Genomic DNA, 19,457 nt, shown 5'->3' on the forward strand with positions numbered 1-19,457 from the left:
GAAAGTAACCCTGATTGCGCCAATCGCGATGGACGAAGGTCTGCGTTTCGCAATTCGTGAAGGTGGCCGTACGGTAGGTGCTGGTGTTGTTGCTAAAGTTATTGCTTAATCTTTGATAAGAAAAAGATTATGAAAAAAGAGGAGCCAAGCAAGGCTCCTCTTTTTTTGTGCCACCGAAAATGGTGGCTTTATTTTGCTTATAAACAAAATAGAAACAATAATTGAAATGAGAGTTATTTCTATTTACTATTTGTCAGTATCCTTTATTTTATAGCTATAACTGTTCTTTTAATCATCGCTACATAAATAGTTAAAAGAGTGCTCCATGTATATCTGTCTCTGCAACGCGATAAATGATAAAACCATACGTAACGTCGTTCGGCAGCAGCATGTCCGTTCTATCAGAGAGCTGAAAAGCTTTGTGCCTGTAGGGAGTGATTGTGGAAAATGCGTACGCCAAGCCCGTGAGATAATTAACGAGGAGATTTCTTTACTACCCCCTATGATTAATGTTGCCTAAGATAAGCACAATTTTCTTGCAATTACTCTGCTTAATTAGTACTACAATGTAGGTACTGGAAGCGGAGGAATTAGTTATGAAAGGTGATAAAAAAATCATTGCCCATTTTAATAGACTTCTTGGTAATGAGCTTGTTGCTATCAACCAGTATTTTTTACATGCCCGAATGTTTAAAAACTGGGGATTAATGCGTTTGAATGACGTTGAATATCGTGAATCCATTGAGGAAATGAAACACGCTGATAAATATATTGAGCGTATTTTATTTCTGGAAGGCATACCCAATTTACAGGATCTAGGTAAACTCAATATCGGTGAGGATGTTGAAGAAATGTTGCAATCCGATTTGGCACTGGAGTTACGTGGAGCGCAGGATATCAGAGAAGCAATAGCATATGCCGATTCAATTCATGACTATGTGAGCAGGGATCTGATGATTGAGGTTCTTGCAGATGAAGAAAATCACATAGACTGGCTGGAGACACAACTCGATCTAATTAAACGGATGGGAATACAAAACTACATTCAAGCTCAGGTAGTAGAAGAGTAGAGTCATACTAACGCCTTGTAAATTTATTATGGGGCGTTTATTCTCCTCTTTTACCCACTTTTACTATTTCTCTGAATAAATTTCATCCTCATCTTGCATTGTCAATAGATTCACGTATAATGCGCGAGCCTACCTACATTAGTAGGCTGATTTTTATCAGTATGAGCGATCAATTACCGCCATATTAAAATACTCCCGATATGGGAGTTATGCACAGAACGATTACACTCCCCCATCAATCGAAATGGGTGTGAGGAGTAATTTCTTACGTTTATAAAAATAGTTGGAGCTCTGGTCTCATGCAGAACCAAAGAATCCGTATCCGCCTGAAAGCATTTGATCATCGTTTGATCGATCAATCAACTGCGGAAATCGTAGAGACCGCTAAGCGCACTGGTGCGCAGGTTCGTGGTCCGATCCCGCTGCCGACTCGTAAAGAGCGTTTTACTGTTCTGATTTCTCCGCACGTTAACAAAGATGCGCGTGATCAGTACGAAATTCGCACTCACAAACGTCTGGTTGACATCGTTGAGCCAACCGAGAAAACCGTTGATGCTCTGATGCGTCTGGATCTGGCTGCCGGTGTAGACGTGCAGATCAGCCTGGGTTAATCAGGTCATTGAACGATTGAGAGGTTGAAACAATGATTGGTTTAGTCGGTAAAAAAGTGGGTATGACTCGCATCTTCACTGAAGATGGTGTTTCAATCCCTGTAACTGTTATCGAAATCGAAGATAACCGTGTGACTCAAGTTAAAAACAACGAGACTGACGGTTATCGTGCAATACAGGTAACGACTGGTAGCAAAAAAGCAAACCGCGTAAATAAGCCTGAAGCAGGTCATTTCGCTAAAGCTGGCGTTGAAGCTGGCCGCATTCTGCGTGAATTCCGTCTGTCTGAAGGCGATGCAGAATACACTGTAGGTCAAAGCATTAGCGTTGCAATTTTCGCTGACGTTAAAAAAGTCGACGTTACTGGTACATCTAAAGGTAAAGGTTTCGCGGGTACTGTTAAACGCTGGAACTTCCGTACTCAGGATGCTACCCATGGTAACTCCTTGTCTCACCGTGTTCCGGGTTCTATCGGTCAAAACCAGACTCCGGGCAAAGTGTTTAAAGGCAAGAAAATGGCAGGCCAACTGGGTAATGAGCGTGTAACCGTTCAGAGTCTGGATGTAGTACGAGTTGACGCTGAGCGCAACCTGCTGCTGGTCAAAGGTGCTGTTCCAGGTGCAACGAACAGTAACCTGATCGTAAAACCGGCTGTCAAGGCGTAACGTCGAGGAGATAGGAATGGAATTGGTAATGAAAGACGCGCAAAGCGCGCTGACTGTTTCCGAAACTACCTTCGGGCGTGATTTCAATGAAGCACTTGTGCATCAAGTAGTTGTTGCGTATGCAGCTGGTGCTCGTCAAGGTACTCGTGCTCAGAAAACTCGTGCTGAAGTTTCTGGTTCAGGTAAAAAACCATGGCGTCAGAAAGGCACTGGTCGTGCGCGTTCTGGTTCTATTAAGAGCCCAATTTGGCGCTCTGGTGGTGTAACTTTTGCAGCGAAACCACAGGACCACAGTCAAAAAGTTAATAAAAAGATGTACCGCGGTGCTCTGAAAAGCATCCTGTCTGAACTGGTACGTCAAGATCGTCTGATCGTTGTCGAGAAGTTCTCTGTTGAAGCACCTAAGACTAAACTGCTGGTACAGAAACTGAAAGAAATGGCTCTGGAAGACGTGCTGATCGTCACTAGCGAAGTTGATGAGAACCTGTTCTTAGCAGCTCGTAACTTGTATAAAGTTGACATTCGTGATGCTGCAGGTATTGACCCAGTAAGCCTGATTGCCTTCGACAAAGTGGTTATGACTGCTGAAGCTGTGAAGCAAGTTGAGGAGATGCTGGCATGATCCGTGAAGAACGTCTGCTAAAAGTACTGCGCGCGCCGCACGTATCTGAAAAAGCTTCCACAGCGATGGAAAAGAGCAACACCATCGTTCTCAAAGTTGCGAAAGACGCGACTAAAGCAGAAATCAAAGCTGCTGTACAGAAACTGTTTGAAGTCGAAGTTGAAGGCGTAAACACTTTGCTGGTTAAAGGTAAAGTAAAACGTCACGGTCAGCGTATTGGTCGTCGTAGCGACTGGAAAAAAGCTTACGTCACCCTGAAAGAAGGCCAGAACTTGGACTTCGTTGGCGGCGCTGAGTAATTCGGAGGAGTAAAGAACAATGGCAATTGTTAAATGTAAACCTACGTCTCCGGGCCGTCGCCACGTTGTTAAAGTGGTTAACCCTGAGCTGCATAAGGGTAAGCCTTATGCTCCGCTGTTGGAAAAAAACAGCAAAACTGGTGGTCGTAACAACAATGGTCGTATTACCACTCGTCATATCGGTGGTGGCCATAAACAGCATTATCGTCTGATTGACTTCAAACGCAACAAAGACGGTATTCCTGCTGTTGTTGAGCGTCTGGAATATGATCCAAACCGCTCAGCAAACATCGCGCTGGTTCTGTATAAAGACGGTGAGCGTCGTTACATCCTTGCGCCTAAAGGTCTGAAAGCTGGTGATCAAATCCAGTCTGGTGTTGATTCAGCAATCAAGACCGGTAACGCTCTGCCAATGCGTAATATCCCAGTTGGTTCTACTGTTCACAACATAGAAATGAAGCCAGGTAAAGGTGGCCAGCTGGCTCGTTCAGCAGGTGCTTATGCTCAGATCGTTGCACGTGATGGTTCTTATGTAACCCTGCGTCTGCGTTCTGGTGAAATGCGTAAGGTACTGTCTGATTGCCGTGCTACTTTAGGTGAAGTTGGTAACTCAGAACACATGCTACGAGTTCTGGGTAAAGCTGGTGCAAGTCGCTGGCGTGGTATCCGTCCTACCGTTCGTGGTACGGCGATGAACCCAGTAGACCATCCACACGGTGGTGGTGAAGGTCGTAACTTTGGTAAACATCCTGTAACTCCATGGGGTATTCAGACCAAAGGTAAGAAGACCCGTAGTAACAAACGTACTGATCAATATATCGTACGTCGCCGTTCTAAAAAATAATTAGAGGATAAACCATGCCACGTTCTCTCAAGAAAGGTCCATTTATTGACCTGCACTTGCTGAAGAAGGTAGAGAAAGCGGTGGAAAGCGGAGACAAAAAGCCTATTAAGACTTGGTCCCGTCGTTCAACGATCTTTCCTAACATGATCGGTTTGACCATCGCTGTCCATAATGGTCGTCAGCATGTTCCAGTTTTTGTTTCCGACGAAATGGTTGGTCACAAGCTGGGTGAATTCGCGCCGACCCGTACTTATCGCGGCCATGCGGCCGATAAAAAGGCTAAAAAGCGCTAAGGTAGGAGGAAGAGATGGAAACTATCGCTAAACATCGCCACGCTCGTTCTTCTGCTCAGAAGGTTCGTCTTGTGGCTGACCTGATCCGCGGTAAGAAAGTGTCGCAAGCTCTGGAAATTCTGACCTTTACCAACAAAAAAGCTGCTGGTTTAGTGAAGAAAGTACTTGAGTCTGCTATTGCTAACGCAGAACACAACGATGGCGCTGACATCGATGATCTGAAAGTTGCGAAAATTTTCGTAGATGAAGGTCCAACCATGAAGCGTATTATGCCTCGTGCCAAAGGCCGTGCAGATCGTATCCTGAAGCGCACCAGCCACATTACTGTGGTTGTGTCCGATCGCTGAGACTCTGGAGACTAGCAATGGGTCAGAAAGTACATCCTAATGGTATTCGTCTGGGGATTGTCAAACCTTGGAACTCTACCTGGTATGCGAATACCAAAGAATTCGCTGACAACCTGGACAGTGACTTTAAAGTTCGCCAGTACTTGAATAAAGAACTGGCTAAAGCATCTATTTCACGTATCGTTATTGAACGTCCTGCGAAAAGCATCCGTGTGACTATCCACACTGCTCGTCCAGGCATCGTAATCGGTAAAAAAGGTGAAGACGTCGAAAAGCTGCGCAAAGCTGTAGCGGACATCGCTGGTGTTCCTGCGCAGATTAATATTGTCGAAGTGCGTAAACCTGAACTGGACGCAAAATTGGTTGCTGACAGCATCAGTGCGCAGCTGGAACGTCGTGTTATGTTCCGTCGTGCTATGAAACGTGCTGTACAGAACGCAATGCGTCTGGGTGCTAAAGGCATCAAAGTGGAAGTAAGCGGCCGTCTGGGTGGTGCTGAAATCGCACGTACTGAATGGTATCGTGAAGGTCGTGTACCTCTGCACACTCTGCGTGCAGACATCGACTACAACACTTCAGAAGCGCACACCACTTATGGTGTAATCGGCGTTAAGGTATGGATCTTCAAAGGTGAGATCCTGGGTGGTATGGCTGCAGTTGAACAGGCGGAAAAACCGACTGTTCAACCTAGAAAGCAGCAGCGTAAAGGCCGCAAGTAAGGAGAGTCGCTGATGTTACAACCAAAGCGTACGAAATTCCGTAAAGTGCACAAGGGCCGTAACCGCGGTCTGGCTGCAGGTGCGGATGTCAGCTTCGGCACTTTCGGTCTGAAAGCTGTGGGCCGTGGTCGTCTGACAGCTCGCCAGATCGAAGCGGCACGTCGTGCTATGACCCGTGCAATTAAGCGTCAAGGTAAAATCTGGATCCGTGTGTTCCCAGACAAACCAATCACCGAGAAGCCACTCGAAGTGCGTATGGGTAAAGGTAAAGGTAACGTAGAGTATTGGGTTGCCTTGATCCAGCCTGGTAAAGTCCTGTATGAAATGGACGGTGTGCCTGAAGAGCTGGCTCGTGAAGCATTCAAGCTGGCGGCAGCGAAACTGCCTATCAAAACCACCTTTGTGACTAAGACGGTGATGTAATGAAAGCACAAGAGCTGCGCGAAAAAAGCGTTGAAGAGCTGAACACTGAGCTGCTGAATCTGTTACGTGAACAATTTAATCTGCGTATGCAGGCAGCAAGTGGCCAGCTGCAACAGTCTCACCTGTTGAAACAAGTGCGTCGTAATATTGCACGCGTTAAGACTTTACTGACTGAGAAGGCGGGTGCGTAATGACCGATAAAATCCGTACTCTGCAAGGTCGTGTTGTTAGCGACAAAATGGAAAAATCCATCGTTGTTGCTATTGAGCGTAAGGTGAAACACCCTCTGTATGGTAAGTTCATCAAGCGTACGACTAAGTTGCATGTACATGACGAGAACAATGAATGTGGAATTGGTGATGTAGTGGAAATCCGCGAAACCCGTCCACTGTCTAAGACTAAATCTTGGACCTTAGTTCGCGTTGTAGAGAAAGCGGTTCTATAGTAGAACGTTATCTCGTAAGAAGTAAACGGCTCAAAAAATAACGGGGCCGTTTATTTTTCTGTCCATCACGAAGATGTGGTGTTATAATGCCGCGCCCTCGTAGTATGGGATATTGAAACGGCCTCTTTAAAAATAAAGTGGCTCAGTAGTAGTTGACATTTAGCGGAGCACTAAAATGATCCAAGAACAGACTATGCTGAACGTGGCCGACAACTCCGGTGCACGTCGCGTAATGTGTATCAAGGTTCTAGGTGGCTCGCACCGTCGCTACGCAGACGTCGGTGATATCATTAAGATCACTATCAAGGAAGCAATTCCTCGCGGTAAAGTGAAAAAAGGTGATGTCCTGAAAGCGGTAGTGGTGCGCACCAAGAAGGGTGTTCGTCGCCCGGACGGTTCTGTCATTCGCTTCGATAGCAATGCTTGCGTATTGTTGAATAACAATAGTGAGCAAGTTATCGGTACGCGTATTTTTGGGCCGGTGACTCGTGAACTTCGTAATGAAAAGTTCATGAAAATTATCTCTCTGGCACCTGAAGTACTCTAAGGAGCAGGCAATGGCAGCGAAAATCCGTCGTGATGACGAAATCATCGTGCTGACTGGTAAAGACAAAGGTAAGCGCGGTAAAGTAAAACAGGTTCTTTCTTCTGGTAAGATTGTTGTTGAAGGTATCAACTTGGTTAAAAAACATCAGAAGCCAGTTCCGGCTCTGAACCAACCAGGTGGTATCGTTGAAAAAGAAGCAGCTATCCAGGCTTCTAACGTTGCAATCTTTAATGTAGCAACCGGCAAGGCTGACCGTGTAGGTTTTAGATTCGAAGACGGCAAAAAAGTACGTTTCTTCAAATCTAACAACGAAACTATCAAGTAATTTGGAGTATACGATGGCGAAACTGCATGATTACTACAAAGACGAGGTAGTCAAAAAACTGATGACTCAGTTTGGTTACCATTCTGTCATGCAAGTCCCTCGGGTCGAGAAGATCACCCTGAACATGGGTGTTGGTGAAGCGATTGCTGACAAAAAACTGCTGGATAACGCAGCGGCTGATTTGGCGGCAATTTCTGGTCAAAAACCACTGATCACCAAAGCACGCAAATCAGTTGCAGGCTTCAAAATCCGTCAGGGCTATCCAATCGGCTGTAAAGTAACCCTGCGTGGCGAACGCATGTGGGAGTTCTTTGAGCGCCTGATTTCTATTGCTGTACCACGTATCCGTGACTTTCGTGGTTTGTCCGCTAAATCATTTGATGGACGTGGTAACTACAGTATGGGTGTTCGTGAGCAAATCATCTTCCCTGAAATCGACTACGATAAAGTGGATCGTGTACGTGGTTTGGATATTACCATCACCACTACTGCGAAATCTGATGATGAAGGCCACGCACTGTTGGCTGCGTTTAACTTCCCGTTCCGCAAGTAAGGCAGGGTATTCATGGCTAAACAATCAATGAAAGCACGTGATGTAAAACGTGCGAAGTTAGCTGAGAAATTCTTCGCAAAACGCGTTGAACTGAAAACGATCATCTCTGATGTAAAAGCATCTGATGAAGAACGTTGGAATGCTATTCTCAAGCTGCAAACACTGCCACGTGATTCCAGCCCTTGCCGTCAGCGTAACCGCTGCCGTCAAACTGGGCGTCCGCATGCATTTTTGCGGAAGTTTGGGTTGAGCCGTATTAAAGTCCGTGAAGCCGCTATGCGCGGTGAAATCCCGGGCCTTAAAAAGGCTAGCTGGTAATTGTCACCAATTGAATCACGGGAGTAAAGACAGATGAGCATGCAAGATCCGATCGCGGATATGCTGACCCGTATCCGCAACGGTCAGGCCGCGAATAAAGTTGCGGTCACCATGCCTTCCTCCAAGCTGAAAGTGGCAATTGCCAAAGTGCTGAAGGAAGAAGGTTATATTGAAGATTTTAAAATCGAAGGCGACACCAAGCCAGAACTGGAAGTTACTCTGAAATACTTCCAAGGTAAGGCTGTTGTAGAAAGCATCCAGCGTGTAAGCCGTCCAAGTCTGCGCATCTATAAGAAAAAAGATGAGCTGCCACAAGTTATGGCTGGCTTGGGTATCGCTGTTGTTTCTACCTCTAAAGGTGTAATGACTGATCGTGCAGCTCGCCAGGCTGGTCTGGGTGGCGAGATTCTCTGCTACGTAGCTTAATTCGGGAGGAAAGAATGTCTCGTGTTGCAAAAGCACCCGTCGTCATTCCTGCCGGCGTAGAGGTTAAACTCAGCGGTCAGGTTATTTCGATTAAGGGTAAAAACGGCGAATTGAGTCGTGAAATCCACAGAGCAGTTGAAGTTATACATGCAGATAACCAACTGACTTTCGCTCCACGCGAAGGTTTTGTAGATGCTTGGGCACAGGCAGGTACAACTCGTTCTCTGCTGAATGCAATGGTTATCGGTGTTAACGAAGGCTTCACTAAGAAGCTTCAACTGGTGGGTGTTGGTTACCGTGCAGCAGTTAAAGGCGACATTGTTAGTTTGTCTTTAGGCTTCTCGCATCCGGTTGAGCATCAACTGCCAGCAGGCATTACTGCGGAATGCCCATCACAAACTGAAATCGTACTGAAAGGTGCTGATAAGCAGGTGATTGGTCAGGTTGCGGCAGATCTGCGTGCCTATCGTCGTCCTGAGCCATACAAAGGCAAGGGTGTTCGTTACGCCGATGAAGTCGTGCGTACCAAAGAGGCTAAGAAGAAGTAAGGTAACACTATGGATAAGAAAGCAGCTCGTATCCGTCGTGCGACCCGCGCACGCCGCAAGCTCCAGGAACTGGGTGCAACTCGCCTGGTGGTACACCGTACCCCTCGCCATATTTACGCGCAGGTTATCGCACCAAATGGTTCTGAAACTCTGGTGGCAGCTTCTACAACAGAAAAAGCTATCAGTGAACAATTGAAATTCACTGGAAACAAAGAAGCCGCAGCAGTTGTTGGTAAAATTATTGCTGAACGTGCTCTGGAAAAAGGTATCAAAAACGTATCCTTTGACCGTTCTGGTTTCCAATATCATGGTAGAGTCCAGGCACTGGCAGAAGCTGCCCGTGAAGCTGGCCTTCAGTTCTAAGGTAGAGGTGTAAGATGGCTCACATCGAAAAACAAGCTGGCGAACTGCAGGAAAAGCTGATCGCGGTAAACCGCGTATCTAAGACCGTTAAAGGTGGTCGTATTTTCAGCTTTACAGCACTGACTGTAGTTGGTGATGGTAACGGTCGCGTTGGTTTTGGTTACGGCAAAGCACGCGAAGTTCCGGCAGCGATCCAGAAAGCGATGGAAAAAGCACGTCGCAATATGAAAACCGTCGCACTTAACAGCGGCACTCTGTACCACCCAGTGAAAGGCACACATACCGGTTCCCGAGTATTCATGCAGCCTGCTCACGAAGGGACAGGTATCATCGCAGGTGGTGCAATGCGTGCTGTTCTGGAAGTTGCTGGAGTTCGTAACGTACTGGCTAAAACCTATGGTTCCACTAACCCAATCAACGTGGTTCGTGCAACTCTGGATGCTTTAGACAGTATGAAGTCTCCAGAAATGGTCGCAGCTAAGCGTGGCAAATCCATCGAAGAAATTCTGGGGTAATGACTATGGCTAAGACTATTAAAATTACTCAGGTTCGCAGCTCAATTGGTCGTTTGCCTAAACACAAGGCAACTCTGACTGGCTTAGGTCTGCGTCGCATTGGTCATACTGTTGAGCGTGAAGATACACCAGCGGTTCGTGGTATGGTCAACTTGGTTTCCTATATGGTTAAAGTTGAGGAGTAACAGATGCGCTTAAATACTCTGTCTCCGGCTGAAGGTGCCAAGCACGCACCTAAACGTGTAGGTCGTGGTATCGGTTCTGGTCTGGGTAAAACTGGCGGCCGTGGTCACAAAGGTCAGAAGTCTCGTTCTGGCGGTGGCGTACGTCGTGGTTTCGAAGGCGGCCAGATGCCTTTGTACCGTCGTTTGCCAAAATTTGGCTTTACTTCACGTAAGGCAATGGTCACAGCGGAAATCCGTTTGTCTGACTTTGCTCGCGTAGAAGGCGATGTTATCGATCTGAATGCACTGAAAGCTGCTAATATTGTTGGCCCTCAAATTGAGTTCGCGAAAGTTATACTTTCTGGCGAAGTTAATCGTGCAGTAATTGTGCGTAGCTTGCGTGTTACCAAAGGCGCCCGTGCTGCAATTGAAGCTGCTGGCGGTAAAATTGAGGAATAAGTAACAGATGGCTAAACAACCGGGATTAGATTTTCAAAGTGCTAAAGGCGGATTAGGTGAGTTAAAACGCAGACTTTTGTTTGTTATTGGAGCTCTGATTGTTTTCCGTATTGGTTCTTTTATTCCAATCCCTGGTATTGATGCCACTGTGCTTGCCAAATTGCTCGAACAGCAAAGAGGCACCATCATTGAAATGTTTAATATGTTCTCTGGTGGTGCTTTAAGCCGTGCTTCCATCTTTGCACTGGGTATAATGCCGTATATTTCTGCATCTATTATTATCCAGTTGCTGACAGTGGTTAACCCCCGTTTAGCAGAGATTAAGAAGGAAGGGGAAGCTGGTCGTCGTAAGATCAGTCAATACACCCGTTATGGCACATTAGTGCTGGCAATATTCCAGTCAATCGGTATTGCTACTGGGTTGCCGAATATGCCTGGGATGCAAGGGTTAGTTATTAATCCAGGTTTTGCATTTTATTTCACGGCTGTTGTAAGTCTGGTCACGGGAACCATGTTCTTGATGTGGCTAGGTGAACAGATTACTGAACGAGGTATTGGTAACGGTATTTCAATCATAATCTTTGCTGGTATTGTTGCGGGCCTTCCGCCTGCAATTGGTCACACCATCGAGCAAGCTCGGCAAGGCGATCTGCACTTCCTCCTGTTGCTGTTGGTTGCAGTTTTAGTGTTTGCGGTAACTTTCTTCGTTGTTTTCATGGAGCGTGGTCAACGTCGTATCGTTGTTAACTATGCCAAACGTCAACAAGGTCGTAGAGTTTATGCAGCGCAAAGTACACATTTACCGTTGAAAGTGAATATGGCTGGGGTTATCCCTGCAATTTTTGCTTCCAGTATTATTTTGTTCCCTGGTACTATAGCCTCTTGGTTTGGTAGTGGAGCAAACTGGAGCTGGTTGACAACTATTTCTATGTATTTGCAGCCAGGTCAACCACTTTATGTGTTATTATACGCATCTGCAATCATCTTCTTCTGTTTCTTCTACACGGCGTTGGTGTTCAATCCAAGAGAAACGGCAGATAACCTGAAGAAGTCCGGTGCATTTGTACCAGGAATTCGTCCGGGAGAGCAAACGGCTAAGTACATCGATAAAGTAATGACTCGTCTAACCTTAGTTGGTGCGTTATATATTACTTTTATCTGCTTAATCCCGGAGTTCATGCGTGATGCAATGAAAGTCCCATTCTATTTTGGTGGTACTTCCCTACTGATTGTAGTCGTCGTCATCATGGACTTTATGGCTCAAGTGCAAACTCTGATGATGTCGAGTCAATATGAGTCTGCATTGAAGAAAGCAAACCTGAAAGGATATAATCGTTAATTGGTTTGCTTGAGAAGTTACGGAGAGTAAAAATGAAAGTTCGTGCTTCCGTCAAGAAATTATGCCGCAACTGCAAAATCGTTAAACGTAACGGTATCGTTCGTGTGATTTGTAGTGCAGAGCCTAAGCATAAACAACGCCAAGGCTAATTAATCGCATATTTTTCTTGCAAAGTTGGGTTGAGCTGGCTAAATTAGCCAGCCAATCTTTTTATCTGACAGCAACATTATTTGAGTATCCTGAAAACGGGCTTTTCAGAATGATGTTGCGGTGAATAAATATTGTAGGAGTGCATAGTGGCCCGTATAGCAGGCATTAACATTCCTGATCAGAAACATACTGTGATCGCATTAACTTCGATTTACGGTATCGGTAAAACCCGCTCACAGGCTATCTGTGCAGCAGCGGGTATTGCTGAACATGTTAAGATCAGTGAGCTGTCTGAAGAGCAAATTGACAAGCTGCGTGACGAAGTTGCTAAATACGTTGTAGAAGGTGATTTGCGTCGTGAAGTGACCCTGAGTATCAAACGTCTGATGGATCTTGGTTGCTATCGTGGTTTGCGTCATCGTCGTGGTCTGCCTGTTCGCGGTCAGCGTACTAAGACCAATGCACGTACCCGTAAGGGTCCGCGTAAACCGATCAAGAAATAATCGGGGTATTGAATAATGGCAAAAGCACCTATTCGTGCACGTAAGCGTGTAAGAAAACAAGTCTCTGACGGTGTGGCTCATATCCATGCTTCTTTCAACAACACCATTGTTACTATTACTGATCGTCAGGGTAACGCTTTGGGTTGGGCAACTGCCGGTGGTTCCGGTTTCCGTGGTTCTCGTAAATCTACTCCGTTCGCAGCTCAGGTTGCAGCAGAACGCTGTGCTGAAGCTGTAAAAGAATATGGAATTAAGAACCTGGAAGTTATGGTTAAAGGACCTGGTCCTGGCCGTGAGTCAACTATCCGCGCACTGAACGCGGCTGGTTTCCGCATCACTAACATTACTGATGTGACTCCGATCCCTCATAACGGTTGTCGTCCACCGAAAAAACGTCGCGTTTAATACGTTTCGTTTTTAGGATTGTTGGAGAAAGAAAATGGCAAGATATTTGGGTCCTAAGCTCAAGCTGAGCCGTCGCGAGGGTACAGACCTTTTCCTAAAGTCTGGCGTTCGCGCGATTGACACCAAGTGTAAATTAGAACAAGCACCAGGCCAGCACGGCGCTCGTAAACCGCGTCTGTCTGACTATGGTGTTCAGTTACGTGAAAAACAAAAAGTTCGTCGTATTTACGGTGTTCTGGAGCGTCAATTCCGTAACTACTACAAAGAAGCGACTCGTCTGAAAGGCAACACAGGTGAAAACCTACTTACTTTGCTGGAAAGTCGCTTGGATAACGTCGTTTATCGTATGGGGTTTGGTGCGACTCGCGCTGAATCACGTCAGATGGTGAGCCATAAGGCTATCATGGTAAATGGTCGCGTTGTTAACATCGCTTCTTATCAGGTATCCCCGAATGACGTAGTCAGCGTTCGTGAAAAAGCGAGAAAGCAGGCTCGTATTAAGGCAGCTTTAGAGCTGGCTGAGCAGCGTGAGAAACCAACTTGGTTGGAAGTTGATGCTGCGAAGATGGAAGGTGTGTTCAAACGTATTCCTGAACGTACTGATCTATCCGCTGACATCAACGAACACCTGATCGTCGAGCTTTACTCTAAGTAAAGCTTAGCACCAAAGAGAGGACACAATGCAGGGTTCTGTGACAGAGTTTCTAAAACCGCGCCTGGTAGATATCGAGCAAGTCAGTTCGACGCACGCCAAGGTGACCCTTGAGCCATTAGAGCGTGGTTTTGGCCATACTCTTGGCAACGCACTGCGCCGTATTCTGCTTTCGTCTATGCCGGGTTGTGCGGTGACTGAGGTTGAGATTGATGGTGTACTGCATGAGTACAGCACCAAAGAAGGTGTACAGGAAGATATCCTGGAGATTCTCCTCAATCTGAAAGGGCTGGCGGTGAAAGTTCAGGGCAAAGATGAAGTCATCCTTACCTTGAATAAATCTGGCATTGGCCCTGTGACTGCAGCCGACATCATCCATGACGGTGATGTTGAAATCGTCAAGCCGCAGCACGTAATCTGCCATCTGACTGATGAAAGCGCTTCCATTAGCATGCGTATTAAAGTTCAGCGCGGTCGTGGTTATGTGCCGGCTTCTGCCCGAATTCATTCGGAAGAAGATGAGCGCCCTATCGGTCGTTTGTTAGTAGATGCTTGCTATAGCCCAGTAGAGCGTATCGCCTACAATGTTGAAGCAGCTCGTGTAGAACAGCGTACTGACTTGGATAAGCTGGTTATCGAGATGGAGACTAACGGCACAATTGACCCTGAAGAGGCGATTCGCCGTGCAGCTACTATTCTGGCTGAACAACTGGAAGCTTTCGTTGATTTACGTGATGTACGTCAACCAGAAGTTAAAGAAGAGAAGCCAGAGTTTGATCCGATACTGCTGCGCCCTGTTGACGATCTGGAATTGACTGTCCGCTCTGCTAACTGCCTTAAGGCAGAAGCTATCCACTACATCGGTGATTTGGTACAGCGTACTGAGGTTGAGTTACTTAAAACACCTAATCTGGGTAAAAAATCTCTTACTGAGATTAAAGACGTGCTGGCTTCGCGTGGACTTTCTCTGGGCATGCGTCTGGAAAACTGGCCACCAGCAAGTATTGCTGATGAATAACTAGATCACAGGTTAAGGTTTTACTGAGAAGGATAAGGTCATGCGCCATCGTAAGAGTGGTCGTCAATTGAACCGCAACAGCAGCCATCGCCAAGCTATGTTCCGCAACATGGCAGGTTCTTTGGTTCGTCATGAAATCATCAAGACGACTCTGCCTAAAGCGAAAGAACTGCGTCGCGTCGTTGAGCCGCTGATTACTCTTGCCAAGACCGACAGCGTAGCTAATCGTCGTCTGGCATTCGCCCGTACTCGTGATAACGAGATCGTGGCAAAACTGTTTAATGAACTGGGCCCGCGTTTTGCGAGCCGCGCAGGTGGTTACACTCGTATTCTGAAGTGTGGCTTCCGTGCTGGTGACAATGCACCGATGGCATATATCGAGCTTGTTGACCGTGCCGCTGAGTCTAAGACAGAAGCAGCATCTGCAGAGTAATCTGTAGAAGCGTAAAAAACCGGGTATTATCCCGGTTTTTTATCGCTCTTTATTTTTCTATCCAGTCTAATGTTTTTCCTTCCGATTTCTTTTAGTTATCCTTTAGTTAATAGTGAGCATCGTCTGGTATGGTGATTTATTGATCTATTCTGGTAGTATTGATTTTATTTCCTGTTTGATTAGAGGTTGCTATGTATCGTATTGGGCAATTGGCTAAATTAGCGAATGTTACACCTGATACTGTTCGTTTTTATGAGAAACAGGGATTGATGGAACATGAGGAAAGAACAGAAGGAGGATATCGGCTTTATACAAAGCAAGATTTACAACGGTTACGATTTATTCGTTATGCAAAACAGTTGGGTTTTACATTAGACGCGATTGTAGAATTATTATCTATTCGTGTTGATCCTGAGCATCATACTTGTCAAGAGTCTAAGCAACTTGTTGATTCCAGATTACAAGAAATAGAAGAAAAAATATTGGAAATGCAGAAAATGCGCGATTCTTTAAAAATGTTGAGTGATGCTTGTTGTGGTAGTGCACACCCTAGTACATATTGTTCTATATTGGAAATCTTAGAAGAGGGAGCAATAAACAGATAATTTTTCTTTATTATTCTGAGTAACTAAGAGTACAATTTGTGTTCTTAAATTTAACCCGAATTAATGAAATGGACACCCTCCCTAAAACGGCTTCAGTGAGCCATGCTGAATACATCAGCAAAAATATGAAGAGGTGTCCAATGGAACAAGTTATCGGAATTGATCTGGCAAAGCGAGTGTTTCAAGTACATATTGTGTCCCCGCTTGGCAAAGTGATTAAAAATACGGTGGTTTCATGCAATAAACTGATCACTTTCATTGCGCAACAGCCTCCTTCAAAAATTGTGATGGAAGCGTGTGGCAGTGCAAACTACTGGAGTCGCCAATTTAAACGCTTTGGTCACGAAGTGAAGCAAATCAGTCCCCAATATGTCGCCCCATTCAGAATGGGCAGCAAAAATGATAAAAATGATGCTATGGCTATTGTGGAAACAGACAGTCGTCCGGGGATGCGTTATGTCCCGGAAAAAACACAGGCACAACAGGATATTCAGTGTTTGCATCGGGTTCGCCAGCGGTTAATGAAAAACAGAACGGCGCGGATTAATCAGATCCGGGGATTGGGCTTGGAATATGGCATTGCCATCCCGGAAAGCGCTCATAAGGAGGAGCAATGTTTGCCTGAACATCTGGAAAACGCGGAAAATGACCTGACCCCAATGAGCCGCGAACTATTTCAGGAACTGCTGTTTGAACTCAAAGAACAGCAGCAGTGTCTGAAGAAACGGGATAAGCGTCTCGACCACCTGAATGCGCAACAGGAAGATATCGTGCGGCTACTGACACTGCCGGGTATCGGTCCGCTGGGAGCATCGGCTCTGATGGTAGCCTTGGGCGATAGCAAAGACTTCAAAAATGGCCGCCATTTTGCCAGCTATCTGGGGCGGGTACCAAGAGAACATAGCAGCGGAGGCAACGTTAGGTTATTGGGGATCACGAAACGCGGGGATAGCTATTTGCGTGGAATACTGATCCACGGTGCCCGCTCAGTGGTTTATTGGGTGCAAAAACTCCCCGACGAACGATGTAATGGATTGCAACGTTGGTTAAAAGATTTGATATCCCGCAGCGGACTCAATAAAGCGTCTGTTGCACTGGCGAATAAAAATGCCCGAATCGCGTGGGCACGGGTCAACCCACAATCAAGTTATAAAGCACGGTGAGTGACTCATGATGTCAATGTCATTGATGTAGTAGAAATCCTTAAGCAGATGTACTGACAGGTAGTACCGACTCTCTGTGAACCTGGTAATAAACGGATCAGTCTATCGAGACTGTCGAATTAATGAGGGCAGAGAGTGCGGATTTTTATCAGGGCTCATTGAAGCCGAATAGATGCTTGCGACTACGTTGTCAGAAAAATTTACTCACCCACTTGATTCGAGTCGGTGTCCATATATCCGTTTAAGCCGTCACGGGGAAATCTTCTGCTGAGTAGAAAACTTTCAGTGATGGTTTCTGCCATTTAAGGCAGTAAGTAATCACACCCCCTAAAACGGTCAACAGAAATCCTGTTATACTTCGGTGACGAGAATGCTCTATTTGAGAAATTGTTTTTAATTGCCCATTAATTGTCTCGATGATAAAACGCTTTGATAACATTATTTTATCCCACTCAGCCAGCACACGGGCTTTCATGTTACGGCGCTTTGTCGTGATGAAAGTGACACCGGTTTGAGTTAAATCGTCTGCCAGTTCCTGGCTAAGATAACCTTTGTCACCATACAGAAAACCCGTTAATTCTTTTGCTAATTCTTGAACAGGTTCCCGATCATCCACATTACCCGCTGTAACTTTAAGTGCCAGAATTTCGCCCTGATGGTTAACAATCAAATGTAATTTGAAACCGTAAAACCCTCCCATGGAGGTTTTTCCTCGTTTTGCTACCCCCTCAAATACCTTATGGCGGGGAATACGGACGTTATGGCACACGCGCAAACTCGTGGAATCAATAAAAGCAATCCCGGTGGTTTTTCCTTTTAATTGCGTCAAATAACGGCATAGTGGCACCAAAACGGCAGGGGCGACACTGACAAAACGGGTATAACTGAGCAAGGTGGGAAAATCGGTATGATGACATTTCCAAATATGTTCCAGATAAAAATGTTTAAAATCAAGGTAATGCGACATATGAAAGAGAATCAAGATGGTCATAATTTCACTGGGATACATGTGACCTTGTCTGCGGCACAGACGATACCCCTTATTGAGACAAAACTGCTCCCATTGAGGCATGAAAAAACGACAAAAGTCATCGACATCGCAGAAAATTTCAACTAATTTGTTCATTGCCTGTTCCTCTTCAGAGCGGTTTTTGGTGTGCACCAAAACTTTGCTTTTGGAACAGGCACTTCGTCAATTTCTTATCCAGAATTCAGGTTAAATTTAATTAAACAACTACATCTTGAGGTCACTATGACGACATATCGCCATAAAAAAGGCGTTATAAAAGATAATGCTATAGAAGCTCTTCTCCATGATCCTCTGTTTAGGCAAAGGGTAGAAAAAAATAAAAAGGGTAAAGGAAGTTATCGTCGTAAAGAAAAACATGGTAAAAATAGTGGGTTGGGAGGCCAATGATAATAATTTTTTCAAGTTGTTATCATTGGTCTTCTAATGTTTTGAGCAAAAATAATGAAATGAGCACCTCCCTCCCCCTCTACGCAAAATGTTGGCGGTAGCGTGGATGTGGGATGACAAAAATGGGAAAGAGAGGAGTACTATCACGGTGATAATCCGACCTCGTTTTTCCGATCAAACCGGAGGAAGCAAAAATGAAACCTGTGCCAGTCGGTGTCGACATTGCCAAGAACATTATCCAGGTTCATTACCTTGATGAGCAAACAAGTGAAATCTTTAGCAAAGCCATCAAGCGTAACAAATTTCTCGCGTTTTTTTCAAACCGAGATACCTGCCTTATTGGTATGGAAGCGTGCGGCGGAGCACATCATTGAGCCAGATAACTCATTAGTCAGGGGCATCAGGTCAAATTAATGCCAGGTGAGTACGTTAAAGCCTTTAATATCCGGAACAAAAATGATACCGCCGATGCGCAAGCCATCTGGCGTTCAGTCCAGCAACCGGGTAAAGCCGTTGCCGTGAAGACCGAGGCACAACAGGCGATGCTGTCTCTACACAGGATACGTTCGCAACTGATGAAGTTCCGCTTGATGCAAACGAATGAACTCCACGGATTACTGGCTGAATATGGTGAAGTCATGGGAAAAGGGTATGCCAGTCTTGTCAGGTCAGTACCTGACATTCTTTCCCGCTTATCAGAACGATTGCCCGCTGTCCTGATCAACAGCCTGCACGAACAACTGAGCGAAATAAACCGGATAGACAAACGTATCACTGATATTGAATATAAGATACGAGAGCTGAGTAAAGATGATCCTGCCGTGCAGGCCATCAGTGAAATCCCCGGTGTTGGTTGACTGACAGCAACAACGGCAGTGGCGTCAATGGGGGATGCAAAGACCTTCCGTTCAGGCCGAGAATTCGCTGCCTGGATAGGGCTGGTTCCGAGGCAGATCGGGACAGGTGGCAAAATAGTGCTACAGGGGATCAGCAAGCGAGGTGACAAGTACCTGAGAAAACTGCTCGTCAACGGAGCTCACTGCGTCATACAGAACGCACGAGATCCCGGGCCGTGGGTCACTGATCTGCTCAAGCGTCGACCAATAAATGTGGTGTCAGTTGCCTTGGCCAACAAAATGGCGCGGACGATATGGGCGGTTCTTGCTCATGGAAGATCTTATCAAAAAGACTACATTTCCGGATAATCCATCTTTGG

Annotated in this window: 34 protein-coding genes and 2 pseudogenes; 35 read left to right on the forward strand and 1 reads right to left on the reverse strand. The window is 45.8% G+C overall.

The window, feature by feature from the left end; translation table 11 throughout:
• The 33 genes from Xbud_RS00005 to Xbud_RS00165 form a co-directional block, all read left to right on the forward strand.
• Positions 1 to 109 (forward strand): EF-Tu C-terminal domain-related protein (locus Xbud_RS00005; RefSeq protein ID WP_141557274.1); only part of this gene is annotated, 109 nt, incomplete at its 5' end.
• Between the two features lie 216 nt (positions 110 to 325).
• On the forward strand, positions 326 to 520 hold the full coding sequence (gene bfd / locus Xbud_RS00010; protein WP_099134158.1) for a bacterioferritin-associated ferredoxin: 195 nt from the start codon (positions 326 to 328) through the stop codon (positions 518 to 520).
• A gap of 76 nt (positions 521 to 596) precedes the next feature.
• Positions 597 to 1,070 carry a bacterioferritin gene (gene bfr / locus Xbud_RS00015; protein WP_099134159.1) on the forward strand — a complete coding sequence of 158 codons (474 nt, stop codon included), beginning with the start codon at positions 597 to 599 and terminating at the stop codon, positions 1,068 to 1,070.
• 299 nt (positions 1,071 to 1,369) lie between these two features.
• Positions 1,370 to 1,681 (forward strand): 30S ribosomal protein S10, encoded by a 312-nt coding sequence (gene rpsJ, locus Xbud_RS00020; protein WP_001181005.1) that lies wholly within the window; start codon positions 1,370 to 1,372, stop codon positions 1,679 to 1,681.
• Between the two features lie 32 nt (positions 1,682 to 1,713).
• Entirely contained in the window at positions 1,714 to 2,346 is a 633-nt protein-coding gene (rplC, locus tag Xbud_RS00025; RefSeq protein ID WP_099134160.1) for a 50S ribosomal protein L3, read from the forward strand.
• A 16-nt stretch (positions 2,347 to 2,362) separates the two neighbouring features.
• Complete coding sequence (gene rplD, locus Xbud_RS00030) at positions 2,363 to 2,968, forward strand: 50S ribosomal protein L4 (protein WP_099134161.1); 606 nt, start codon at positions 2,363 to 2,365, stop codon at positions 2,966 to 2,968.
• On the forward strand, positions 2,965 to 3,267 hold the full coding sequence (gene rplW, locus Xbud_RS00035) for a 50S ribosomal protein L23 (RefSeq protein ID WP_038269605.1): 303 nt from the start codon (positions 2,965 to 2,967) through the stop codon (positions 3,265 to 3,267). The genes rplD and rplW overlap by 4 nt, the downstream gene beginning before the upstream one ends.
• A 19-nt stretch (positions 3,268 to 3,286) precedes the next feature.
• Complete coding sequence (gene rplB / locus Xbud_RS00040) at positions 3,287 to 4,111, forward strand: 50S ribosomal protein L2 (RefSeq protein WP_099134162.1); 825 nt, start codon at positions 3,287 to 3,289, stop codon at positions 4,109 to 4,111.
• A gap of 14 nt (positions 4,112 to 4,125) precedes the next feature.
• The gene (gene rpsS / locus Xbud_RS00045; RefSeq protein WP_011148791.1) at positions 4,126 to 4,404 is read left to right on the forward strand and encodes a 30S ribosomal protein S19; all 279 of its coding nucleotides are present in this window, start codon (positions 4,126 to 4,128) and stop codon (positions 4,402 to 4,404) included.
• A gap of 14 nt (positions 4,405 to 4,418) precedes the next feature.
• The gene (rplV, locus tag Xbud_RS00050) at positions 4,419 to 4,751 is read left to right on the forward strand and encodes a 50S ribosomal protein L22 (RefSeq protein ID WP_038269610.1); all 333 of its coding nucleotides are present in this window, start codon (positions 4,419 to 4,421) and stop codon (positions 4,749 to 4,751) included.
• Positions 4,752 to 4,768: 17 nt separating this feature from the next.
• Positions 4,769 to 5,470 carry a 30S ribosomal protein S3 gene (rpsC, locus tag Xbud_RS00055; RefSeq protein ID WP_099134163.1) on the forward strand — a complete coding sequence of 234 codons (702 nt, stop codon included), beginning with the start codon at positions 4,769 to 4,771 and terminating at the stop codon, positions 5,468 to 5,470.
• A 12-nt stretch (positions 5,471 to 5,482) separates the two neighbouring features.
• Positions 5,483 to 5,893, forward strand: a complete 411-nt coding sequence (gene rplP / locus Xbud_RS00060; protein ID WP_012990491.1) for a 50S ribosomal protein L16 — start codon at positions 5,483 to 5,485, stop codon at positions 5,891 to 5,893.
• Entirely contained in the window at positions 5,893 to 6,084 is a 192-nt protein-coding gene (gene rpmC / locus Xbud_RS00065) for a 50S ribosomal protein L29 (RefSeq protein WP_010847484.1), read from the forward strand. Before rplP ends, rpmC begins: the two co-directional genes overlap by 1 nt.
• Positions 6,084 to 6,338 (forward strand): 30S ribosomal protein S17, encoded by a 255-nt coding sequence (gene rpsQ, locus Xbud_RS00070; protein ID WP_010847485.1) that lies wholly within the window; start codon positions 6,084 to 6,086, stop codon positions 6,336 to 6,338. The genes rpmC and rpsQ overlap by 1 nt, the downstream gene beginning before the upstream one ends.
• A gap of 175 nt (positions 6,339 to 6,513) precedes the next feature.
• The gene (gene rplN / locus Xbud_RS00075) at positions 6,514 to 6,885 is read left to right on the forward strand and encodes a 50S ribosomal protein L14 (protein WP_004246955.1); all 372 of its coding nucleotides are present in this window, start codon (positions 6,514 to 6,516) and stop codon (positions 6,883 to 6,885) included.
• Between the two features lie 10 nt (positions 6,886 to 6,895).
• On the forward strand, positions 6,896 to 7,210 hold the full coding sequence (rplX, locus tag Xbud_RS00080) for a 50S ribosomal protein L24 (RefSeq protein WP_099134164.1): 315 nt from the start codon (positions 6,896 to 6,898) through the stop codon (positions 7,208 to 7,210).
• Positions 7,211 to 7,223: 13 nt separating this feature from the next.
• Entirely contained in the window at positions 7,224 to 7,763 is a 540-nt protein-coding gene (gene rplE, locus Xbud_RS00085; RefSeq protein WP_099134165.1) for a 50S ribosomal protein L5, read from the forward strand.
• Between the two features lie 12 nt (positions 7,764 to 7,775).
• Positions 7,776 to 8,081 (forward strand): 30S ribosomal protein S14, encoded by a 306-nt coding sequence (gene rpsN, locus Xbud_RS00090; RefSeq protein WP_099134166.1) that lies wholly within the window; start codon positions 7,776 to 7,778, stop codon positions 8,079 to 8,081.
• Positions 8,082 to 8,114: 33 nt separating this feature from the next.
• Positions 8,115 to 8,507: a 30S ribosomal protein S8 gene (gene rpsH, locus Xbud_RS00095; RefSeq protein WP_038269618.1), complete on the forward strand. Its 393-nt coding sequence runs from the start codon at positions 8,115 to 8,117 to the stop codon at positions 8,505 to 8,507.
• A 14-nt stretch (positions 8,508 to 8,521) separates the two neighbouring features.
• The gene (gene rplF / locus Xbud_RS00100) at positions 8,522 to 9,055 is read left to right on the forward strand and encodes a 50S ribosomal protein L6 (protein WP_099134167.1); all 534 of its coding nucleotides are present in this window, start codon (positions 8,522 to 8,524) and stop codon (positions 9,053 to 9,055) included.
• 9 nt (positions 9,056 to 9,064) lie between these two features.
• On the forward strand, positions 9,065 to 9,418 hold the full coding sequence (gene rplR / locus Xbud_RS00105) for a 50S ribosomal protein L18 (RefSeq protein WP_099134168.1): 354 nt from the start codon (positions 9,065 to 9,067) through the stop codon (positions 9,416 to 9,418).
• Positions 9,419 to 9,432: 14 nt separating this feature from the next.
• Positions 9,433 to 9,933, forward strand: a complete 501-nt coding sequence (rpsE, locus tag Xbud_RS00110) for a 30S ribosomal protein S5 (RefSeq protein WP_099134169.1) — start codon at positions 9,433 to 9,435, stop codon at positions 9,931 to 9,933.
• Positions 9,934 to 9,938: 5 nt separating this feature from the next.
• Positions 9,939 to 10,118: a 50S ribosomal protein L30 gene (gene rpmD / locus Xbud_RS00115; RefSeq protein ID WP_008913894.1), complete on the forward strand. Its 180-nt coding sequence runs from the start codon at positions 9,939 to 9,941 to the stop codon at positions 10,116 to 10,118.
• A gap of 3 nt (positions 10,119 to 10,121) precedes the next feature.
• A complete protein-coding gene (gene rplO / locus Xbud_RS00120) occupies positions 10,122 to 10,556 on the forward strand; it encodes a 50S ribosomal protein L15 (RefSeq protein ID WP_099134170.1) in 435 nt (144 codons plus the stop codon).
• Between the two features lie 7 nt (positions 10,557 to 10,563).
• Positions 10,564 to 11,895: a preprotein translocase subunit SecY gene (gene secY / locus Xbud_RS00125; protein ID WP_099134171.1), complete on the forward strand. Its 1,332-nt coding sequence runs from the start codon at positions 10,564 to 10,566 to the stop codon at positions 11,893 to 11,895.
• Positions 11,896 to 11,927: 32 nt separating this feature from the next.
• Positions 11,928 to 12,044 (forward strand): 50S ribosomal protein L36, encoded by a 117-nt coding sequence (gene rpmJ / locus Xbud_RS00130; protein WP_012768118.1) that lies wholly within the window; start codon positions 11,928 to 11,930, stop codon positions 12,042 to 12,044.
• 147 nt (positions 12,045 to 12,191) lie between these two features.
• On the forward strand, positions 12,192 to 12,548 hold the full coding sequence (rpsM, locus tag Xbud_RS00135; protein ID WP_099134172.1) for a 30S ribosomal protein S13: 357 nt from the start codon (positions 12,192 to 12,194) through the stop codon (positions 12,546 to 12,548).
• Positions 12,549 to 12,563: 15 nt separating this feature from the next.
• Entirely contained in the window at positions 12,564 to 12,953 is a 390-nt protein-coding gene (gene rpsK / locus Xbud_RS00140) for a 30S ribosomal protein S11 (RefSeq protein WP_002919257.1), read from the forward strand.
• 34 nt (positions 12,954 to 12,987) lie between these two features.
• Positions 12,988 to 13,608, forward strand: a complete 621-nt coding sequence (gene rpsD, locus Xbud_RS00145) for a 30S ribosomal protein S4 (RefSeq protein WP_099134173.1) — start codon at positions 12,988 to 12,990, stop codon at positions 13,606 to 13,608.
• Positions 13,609 to 13,633: 25 nt separating this feature from the next.
• Positions 13,634 to 14,623 carry a DNA-directed RNA polymerase subunit alpha gene (locus Xbud_RS00150; protein ID WP_038269634.1) on the forward strand — a complete coding sequence of 330 codons (990 nt, stop codon included), beginning with the start codon at positions 13,634 to 13,636 and terminating at the stop codon, positions 14,621 to 14,623.
• 40 nt (positions 14,624 to 14,663) lie between these two features.
• Positions 14,664 to 15,056: a 50S ribosomal protein L17 gene (gene rplQ / locus Xbud_RS00155; protein ID WP_038269636.1), complete on the forward strand. Its 393-nt coding sequence runs from the start codon at positions 14,664 to 14,666 to the stop codon at positions 15,054 to 15,056.
• A gap of 191 nt (positions 15,057 to 15,247) precedes the next feature.
• Complete coding sequence (zntR, locus tag Xbud_RS00160; RefSeq protein WP_099134174.1) at positions 15,248 to 15,661, forward strand: Zn(2+)-responsive transcriptional regulator; 414 nt, start codon at positions 15,248 to 15,250, stop codon at positions 15,659 to 15,661.
• A 140-nt stretch (positions 15,662 to 15,801) separates the two neighbouring features.
• On the forward strand, positions 15,802 to 16,824 hold the full coding sequence (locus Xbud_RS00165) for an IS110 family RNA-guided transposase (protein WP_099134175.1): 1,023 nt from the start codon (positions 15,802 to 15,804) through the stop codon (positions 16,822 to 16,824).
• A gap of 241 nt (positions 16,825 to 17,065) precedes the next feature.
• On the opposite strand, the gene Xbud_RS00170 is transcribed toward Xbud_RS00165, so the two are convergent.
• Positions 17,066 to 17,950: an IS982 family transposase gene (locus Xbud_RS00170; protein ID WP_099134176.1), complete on the reverse strand. Its 885-nt coding sequence runs from the start codon at positions 17,948 to 17,950 to the stop codon at positions 17,066 to 17,068.
• 126 nt (positions 17,951 to 18,076) lie between these two features.
• Here Xbud_RS00170 and Xbud_RS00175 point away from each other — a divergent pair.
• Together Xbud_RS00175 and Xbud_RS00180 are read left to right on the forward strand one after the other, a co-directional pair.
• A pseudogene (locus tag Xbud_RS00175) lies at positions 18,077 to 18,278 on the forward strand (alternative ribosome-rescue factor A).
• A 157-nt stretch (positions 18,279 to 18,435) separates the two neighbouring features.
• Positions 18,436 to 19,446 (forward strand): annotated as a pseudogene (locus tag Xbud_RS00180) (IS110 family RNA-guided transposase).
• The last annotated feature ends 11 nt before the right edge of the window (positions 19,447 to 19,457 follow it).

The organism is Xenorhabdus budapestensis (assembly GCF_002632465.1).
GTDB classification, from domain to species: domain Bacteria; phylum Pseudomonadota; class Gammaproteobacteria; order Enterobacterales; family Enterobacteriaceae; genus Xenorhabdus; species Xenorhabdus budapestensis.